Origin of the sequence: Bacillus paramycoides, from assembly GCF_001884235.1 — a bacterium.
GTDB lineage: Bacteria > Bacillota > Bacilli > Bacillales > Bacillaceae_G > Bacillus_A > Bacillus_A paramycoides.
In genome coordinates this window covers 73,256-79,546 of record NZ_MAOI01000031.1, presented here as the reverse complement: position 1 = coordinate 79,546, position 6,291 = coordinate 73,256, and the positions used below count along the sequence as shown (strand labels likewise).

At 40.3% G+C, this 6,291-nt stretch carries 6 protein-coding genes; all 6 read left to right on the top strand.

Annotated elements, in window-relative coordinates:
* Positions 1-143, top strand: a 143-nt coding sequence (locus BAU28_RS05290; RefSeq protein ID WP_083594552.1) for an NADH-quinone oxidoreductase subunit K, incomplete at its 5' end; no start/stop codon positions are given.
* A gap of 29 nt (positions 144-172) precedes the next feature.
* Entirely contained in the window at positions 173-2,035 is a 1,863-nt protein-coding gene (gene nuoL / locus BAU28_RS05285; protein WP_071717950.1) for an NADH-quinone oxidoreductase subunit L, read from the top strand.
* Positions 2,032-3,534, top strand: coding sequence for an NADH-quinone oxidoreductase subunit M (locus tag BAU28_RS05280; RefSeq protein ID WP_071717949.1), 1,503 nt, complete (start codon positions 2,032-2,034; stop codon positions 3,532-3,534). Before nuoL ends, BAU28_RS05280 begins: the two co-directional genes overlap by 4 nt.
* Positions 3,535-3,541: 7 nt before the next feature.
* Positions 3,542-5,056, top strand: a complete 1,515-nt coding sequence (nuoN, locus tag BAU28_RS05275; RefSeq protein ID WP_071717953.1) for an NADH-quinone oxidoreductase subunit NuoN — start codon at positions 3,542-3,544, stop codon at positions 5,054-5,056.
* Positions 5,057-5,268: 212 nt separating this feature from the next.
* On the top strand, positions 5,269-5,505 hold the full coding sequence (locus BAU28_RS05270) for a DUF1146 family protein (RefSeq protein WP_002174331.1): 237 nt from the start codon (positions 5,269-5,271) through the stop codon (positions 5,503-5,505).
* A 51-nt stretch (positions 5,506-5,556) separates the two neighbouring features.
* Positions 5,557-6,261: a YwmB family TATA-box binding protein gene (locus BAU28_RS05265; RefSeq protein ID WP_025147060.1), complete on the top strand. Its 705-nt coding sequence runs from the start codon at positions 5,557-5,559 to the stop codon at positions 6,259-6,261.
* The last annotated feature ends 30 nt before the right edge of the window (positions 6,262-6,291 follow it).

Below are 6,291 nucleotides of genomic sequence, written 5' to 3'. Positions count from 1 at the left end.
CGAATTTAACAGGACAAATTTTTTCGCTGTTTACGATGTCTGTAGCGGCAGCTGAGGCGGCGGTCGGACTTGCGATTTTGATTGCTTTGTACCGTAATCGCACGACAGTTCATGTAGATGAAATGGATACGCTGAAAGGATAGCATTGTGACCGAAAAGGGGGAAGGAAACAATGATCGATTATGCATGGCTCATACCGCTTTTCCCGCTTGTTTCGTTTTTGTTACTTATTATGTTCGGGAAGAAGATTAGAGAGGGAAGCAGTGTACTAGGTATTTTCTTTACCTTTCTCTCCTTTATAGGAGCGGTAGTTGTATTAATAGAACGATTTTCATCCGAGGCAGTGAAACATAAATGGATATGGCTTAGGGCCGGAGATATAGATATATCATTTGGTTTTGAGGTTACTGCATTAGGAGCTTTAATGCTATTTATCGTTACGCTTGTGAGCTTTCTTGTACATGTGTACTCGAAAGGTTATATGAAGGGTGACGAAAGATTACCAACCTTTTATGCATATTTAGGGCTCTTTACATTTGCGATGCTTGGACTTGTTATATCGACGAATTTATTACAGCTTTATATATTTTGGGAGTTAGTCGGCCTCGGTTCATTTTTACTTATCGGTTTTTATTTCTTTAAAGAAGAAGCGAAGGCTGCTGCGAAAAAGGCTTTTATTATGACACGTATTGGGGATGTTGGGTTATTTGTTGGGATGATTTTAATTTTTTGGAACGCAGGTAGTTTTGAATATGAGGCGATTTTTAAGGCGATTTATACGGGTGATCTTTCCCCTACCATGATTACAATAACGGCGATTTTAATTTTTATCGGTGCGATGGGGAAATCGGGTCAGTTCCCGCTTCATACGTGGCTGCCAGATGCAATGGAAGGACCGACACCTGTTTCGGCACTTATTCATGCGGCAACGATGGTTGCAGCTGGCGTATATTTAGTAGCAACGATGTTCCCTCTATTTTCAGCAAGTGCTGTAGCGATGCAAACAGTTGCAATCGTTGGTGCTTTCACCGCAATCTTTGCAGCCTCTATCGGTCTTGTACAAACTGATATAAAGAGGGTGCTTGCTTATTCTACAGTTAGTCAGCTCGGGTACATGATGCTTGCGCTAGGCTCTGCTGGTTATGTAGCTGGTGTCTTTCATTTAACGACACACGCTTTTTTTAAAGCATTACTGTTCTTGGCTGCAGGGAGTGTAATTCATGCAGTGCACACGCAAAACATTAATAAAATGGGCGGTTTACAGAAGAAGATGAAAGTAACTGCTGCGCTGTTTTTAATAGGTACACTTGCCATTAGCGGCGTTCCTCTCCTTTCCGGGTTTTTTAGTAAAGATGAAATTTTAGCGGCGACTTGGATGAATGGTAATTACTTTCTATTCGTTTTAGCGGTAATTGCGGCATTTTTAACAGCATTTTATATGTTCCGTCTATACTTTCTTGTCTTTACGGGAGAAACGAAGACGAAGGAAGAGGTGCATGAATCGCCTCGCACGATGACGTATCCGATGATTGTCCTCGGTGTTCTTGCAGTAGTAGCAGGATATGTAAATACACCGTGGTTTGGGACGTTTCTCGGAGATTGGCTTACGAAGGATGTAGGGTTCAAAGTGAAAGATGTACATGGGCCAGCTTGGATTATGGTTGTTGCGACGCTCGTTTCATTTGCGGGAATTGTCCTCGCGTATTTCGTATATGGCAAGAAATCTATCTCTAGAGATTGGGCCGCGGGAGAGGGGACGCCTCTTTATAACCTTTTGAAAGAAAAATATTATGTGGATGAACTATATAATATTACGGTGCTTCCTATTACGAAAGGAATCGCTCATATGCTTCGCTTATTTGAAGTATATGTTGTAGAAGGAATCGTAGTTTTAATTGGGGGTTTGGTTAAAGGTGTGAGTGGCCTAGGGGCGAAGCTTCAAAACGGGAATGTACAAGTGTACGGCACTGTAACGGCAATTTCGCTCGCGGTACTCGTAATTATTTTGTTATATACGGGAGGGGATTTACGATGAATGAGTTGCTATTAACGTTCTTCATTTTTTCCCCGCTGTTAGGAATTCTCTTACTGTTATTAACGCCGAAAAAAGAATCGCGTACGGTGCGAGCGCTTGGTTTATTCGGAACAGCGCTTCCATTTGGAATCGCTATCGTCCTTGCTTGTACATACGCCTCTGGAGAGAGCTTATCGATATTTGATGAAAAAGTGAAATGGATTAAATTTGGGGACTTTGCAGCAGTGGACAAAAGGTTGTTTTCGATTTATTACGAGCTTGGTATTGATGGTCTATCGCTTGTAATGATGGTACTCACAGCCCTTCTAGCGATGCTTGCAGCAATTGCGGCATTTTCCATTAAAAGAAATTTAAAAGCATTCTACATGCTATTACTCGTGTTAGAAATAGGGATGCTCGGTGTCTTCGCTGCTCAAAATTTAATGCTGTTCTTTATTTTCTTTGAAATTACGTTGCCACCAATGTTTTTATTAATTGGCAAGTGGGGGAAATTGTCGAGTGAAAAGGCTGCATATAGTTATTTAATATATAACGGTATTGGATCAGCCATTTTACTCATCGTTTTCTCAATTTTGTTTGCGAAAACAGGTACGACAAATATTGCGGAGCTTAAAGAGATATTAACGAGTGTAACTGCTGGAGGAGGACCGCTCGTCTCGAGTAGCTTACAGTTCGGTTTATTTCTTGCCATAATGGTTGCCTTTGCGATTAAACTACCCATTTTTCCTTTGCATCGCTGGATGGTCAATGTGCACATAGAAGCGCATCCTGCTGTAGTTATGCTTCATGCGGGAGTTCTGCTGAAGATTGGAGCGTACGGTATTATTCGCTTCGGGAAGGGGTTATTCCCAGAATACTTTCGTGAGTTTGCAACGCTAATCGCGATTTTAGGGGTAATTAATTTATTGTACGGGGCCTTTCTAGCACTTATCCAAACGGACTTTAGAAAGGTACTTGCTTACTCTAGTATTTCACATATGGGAATTGTTTTAATGGGGCTTGCGGCGTTAAATGCACCAGGCACACAGGGGGCGTTATTCCAAGTTGTGTCTCACGGTTTAATTGCAGCGTTACTCTTCTTCTTACTAGGCATAATTGAACAACGTTTCGGGACTTCGGATATTACAGCACTTGGCGGACTCGCAAAAAGTGTTCCAGTGCTTAGCGGTTTCTTCCTGGTGGGCGGTATGGCATCGCTTGGACTGCCAGGAATGTCTGGATTCGTTAGCGAATTCCTTGCCTTTCTCGGTTTATTCCAAGGGGAATCAGTCATCGCCGCTGTCGGTGTACTTGGGATTATTTTAACCGCTGTATACGTATTAAGAGCGATACTTCAAGTGACATTTGGCAAGAAAGAATGGGAAGCGAAATCGGATATACACGGATGGGAGTACGTCCCTGTTATATTGCTTATCGTTTGTATTATTGCAATTGGAGTAATGCCAGAACTACTAGGGGATCCGCTTCAAAATACATTGAAAACATTGGGGGTGAAGTAGGATGGATATGAACACGTTACTTAGCTTATCATGGCACCTCATGGTACCAGAATTCATTATTCTCGGGGCTGCCATCCTTCTTTCCATATGTGATTTGTTTTTTAAGCTGAACCATAGGTACGTAGCGATTGGTGCAATTACCGCTGCCTTGTTAGCGATAGTGTCATTAATTACGCTATATAGCGAACCGGCAGGAGATATTTTAAATGGATCGTTTGTATTAGATGGATTTTCAAAAGGGTTTAAAACGTTGTTATTAATCGGAGCAGCTCTCGTCTTATGTATGGCAATGAGTGATGACAAAGAGGATCCTATTCGAGATAAGGGAGAATATTATTACTTAATGTTAATGGCGCTTCTTGGAGCGATGTTCATGGCTTCTAGCGTTGATTTCATCACACTATTCGTCGGTTTAGAGTTGCTTTCGCTTTCTTCGTATATTCTAGTAGGAATTCGAAAAAGAAACCGCGCATCAAATGAGGCAGCAATGAAATACGTCATTAACGGAGGGATTGGAACAGCGATTACGCTCTTTGGAATGAGTTATTTATACGGTATTACAGGATCGACCAACATAGTGGAAATGCAAAAGGTATTGACGCAAGAGTTGGCTGGTGGCATTCAGTTATTGTTAGCTCTCGCATTTCTACTATTGCTCGTTGGGCTCTCTTTCAAAATTGCAACAGTGCCGTTTCATATGTGGGCACCAGACGTATATGAGGGAGCAGCGACACCTGTCACAGCCTTTCTCGGGACGATTTCTAAAATTGCGGGGTTTCTACTCATTACGCGCCTGTTCCTTATGGTATTTGCAAGTGTGGCAATCCAAGGGGATATGCAATCCTTGTATGGGCGTATGAGCATATACATTGTGGTGCTAGCTAGTATTACGATGATTGTTGGGAACGTAGTAGCCTTAAAGCAATACAATGTAAAACGCCTATTTGCCTATTCGGGCATTGCACATGCTGGGTATTTGCTCGTGCCTCTCGTGGCACTATCACAGTTTACGATGGATAGTATGTGGTTTTATATGCTGGCGTATATGCTCATGAATATAGGAGCATTTGCAATCATCCACGGATTAATCTTACAAAACAATAAGGAAAATATGACGATTTTCACAGGATTATATAAGCGATCGCCATTTACCGCTATAGTGATGACAGTTTTTATTTTATCGCTAGCTGGAATACCGGGGACGGCTGGTTTCATCGGAAAGATTAACATCTTTTTAGGAGCACTTCATGTAGAACCAGCTCATTACGTGTTAGCTTCTATTATGATGGGTACGACGGTTATTTCACTCATATATTATTTCCGGATTTTACAGCAAATGTTTTTCCGTACCGGAGAGACAGAAGAGAAAATTCAGTTACCGTTAAATATAAAGATTGTCATGAGCCTTTGCGCAATTTCGATTGTAATACTAGGGATTATGCCGATGATTGGTTACAATTTCTTTTATGAATATTTTCCATTAATGAAAGATTTCTTCTTCTTAGGGAACGTGGTACAATAGTGAAAATAAAAGGTGTAGAGTCCGTACTCTACGCTTTTTATTTTGGAGTAGCAGCAAATGAAAACGCCTATAGGTATATGTTTTTCAAAAGAAAATTTCGATGTGAAATGTAAGATACTTATTTGCGTGTGAAAAAGTGTGGCTCCTACTTATTATGGTATCGTTTTTACATTTTGCGTAAGTAGTAGCCAAGCAAAAAAGGGGTCGATTTTTTGGCACAACTTTTAGGGCAACAAGCACTGATTGCCATTGTTTCGCATTTATTATTTATTACCATTACGTGGTGGGCTTTACAAGGTATTCACATTGAGCGCTTAATGAAGTCTGGGAAAGTGATGCAGACGAGAGTGTTACTCATCCTAATTACAATTGCAATTGGGACATCTGTAAGTAACTTTTTCCTTGATTATTTAGGCTATTCGAAGAGTTTAACGTATTTAGTAAAGTAAGTGTATAGAACCTCATGTCTCCGTTAACAATGGGGATAGGAGGGGATGAAATTGAAGTTTAAAGCCATTCTTATCGTTGTCGTAAGTGTTGTTTTATTTTTGGTTGGATATAGAGAGATGAAACCTATAAGCGATGAACAGAAAATGGAGAGTATGATCGCAGCTTTAGAGAAGAACGATGCAAAAGTAGAGCGGTGGTCATGGTTAGCGCGAGAAACGAAAACAATTTCTAATATACATACGTTTCAAAAATTGTTAAATGAAGTGAAGGAAAAGGCACATATCGAAAGTTGGGAATTAGAACAATCTCCAGATGGATATAAAGCTACATCCTATAAAAAATCTTCTTCATATGAAGAACGAGTAGTAGTAACTTGGAGTAAGGAAAATACTAAAGAAAACACTTTCATTATTTTTGAAGTAAGCGGGGCGAAATGGGACCCGAAGTACGTTCGGAAAATGGATAAAATTTTTAGTGAAAAACCTACAATTTATACTTGTGTTCAAGGTGTACTGAATGATAAGATTGAAGGTGTTTTGCAAAATAAAACCAATCAGGTTTTGAAAGATCTTTCAGCAAGAGCGATCGAACAGATAGAAGAAAGAGCATTTGTATCAGTCTCCGCATATAATAAAAAGTGGAATGACGCTCTTTCAACAAATAGAGAGAAAATAAATGTGCAAATAGCAATACGTTCTACAGACAACAAAGATACAATTGTGGTTGGCACACCGATCATAACTTCTGAGTATTGAGTGAATAGATACTGAAAAAAGGACACGGAG